This is a genomic window from Martinezella dioscoreae, from assembly GCF_009176305.1.
Taxonomy (GTDB): Bacteria; Pseudomonadota; Alphaproteobacteria; order Rhizobiales; family Rhizobiaceae; genus Rhizobium; species Rhizobium dioscoreae.
Map to the genome: position 1 here is coordinate 1 of NZ_BLAJ01000041.1, position 1,055 is coordinate 1,055.

Here is a 1,055-nt window from a genome sequence, read left to right on the forward strand (position 1 = left end):
CTAGAGTCTGTCAGGTTTATTTTGAACCATATCCTGCATGTCTGAGATAGTTTGAGCACTCCTGCGGGCTGAATGCCTTGAGGAGTGCTCCGATGCGCCTCCATGTTGTTTCGACGGTTCTCTCGTCGGCCTTTCTGACGAGCGTCTTAAGCTTGGCAAACATCATCTCGATGGGATTGAGGTCGGGGCTGTATGGCGGCAGGAAGAGGAGGTGCGCGCCGACCTCCCGGATTGCATCGCGGGCCGGTTTTCCTTTGTGGCTTCCCAGATTGTCGAGAATGACGACATCGCCGGCCTTCAGAGTTGGCACCAGGCATTGCTGGACCCAAGCGGTGAAGGCAATGCCGTTGATGGGTCCATCAAGGACAAAAGGGGCAACGATGCTGTCGCGGCGCAAGCCGGCCAGAAAGGTCAGCGTCTTCCAATGACCGTGAGGGACTTTTGCGATGAGAGGCTCTCCGCGCTGACACCAGCCGCAGGTGCGCGTCATGTTGGTCTTGATCCAGGTCTCGTCGATAAAGACGAGGCGGTCCGGATCAAGCCGATGTTGATGGGTCTTCCATCGCATCCGGAACCGGATTACCTTCGGACGCTCCTGCTCGCTTGCCACCAGCGTTTTTTTTGAAGGTCTTGCCCTCACTGCGCAGGAAGCGCCAGACGGTATCGTGAGACACGTTGATCCCTGCAGACTTCAATTCCGCCGACAACGCACGCACCGTCCAGTCGGGCTTGACCTGCAGTCGCTGGCGCACAGCATCGGCCGCAGCGCCCCTCAGCGTCGGCTTGGCATAGCCGCCGATCTTCGTAGGCATCAGGCCTTTACCTGACCGATCAAGCTGACCGATCCGTACCGCTGTCGCAGCCGATACTCCGAAACGCTCCGCGGCCGCACGAACCGTCATGCCGTCCTTCAATGCTGCTGCAATACGCGTTCGCAAGTCAAGAGAAAGAGGTCGCACCATCATTGCTGGCCTCCAATCCAGCAATGATCTTGAATCACAAAATCAAACGCCTGGGAATCTCACCGCGATTCCGATTAGCGCTGACAGACTCTA

At 57.5% G+C, this 1,055-nt stretch carries 1 protein-coding gene; it reads right to left on the bottom strand.

Features of this window, described 5'->3' with window-relative positions; all coding sequences use genetic code 11:
- Nucleotides 1–16: 16 nt before the first annotated feature.
- A protein-coding gene (locus GDN47_RS31815; protein ID WP_173002618.1) for an IS630 family transposase occupies nucleotides 17–962 on the bottom strand; the annotation gives its coding sequence in 2 pieces (ribosomal slippage) (nucleotides 17–622 and nucleotides 624–962; 945 coding nt in all).
- Between the last annotated feature and the right edge of the window lie 93 nt (nucleotides 963–1,055).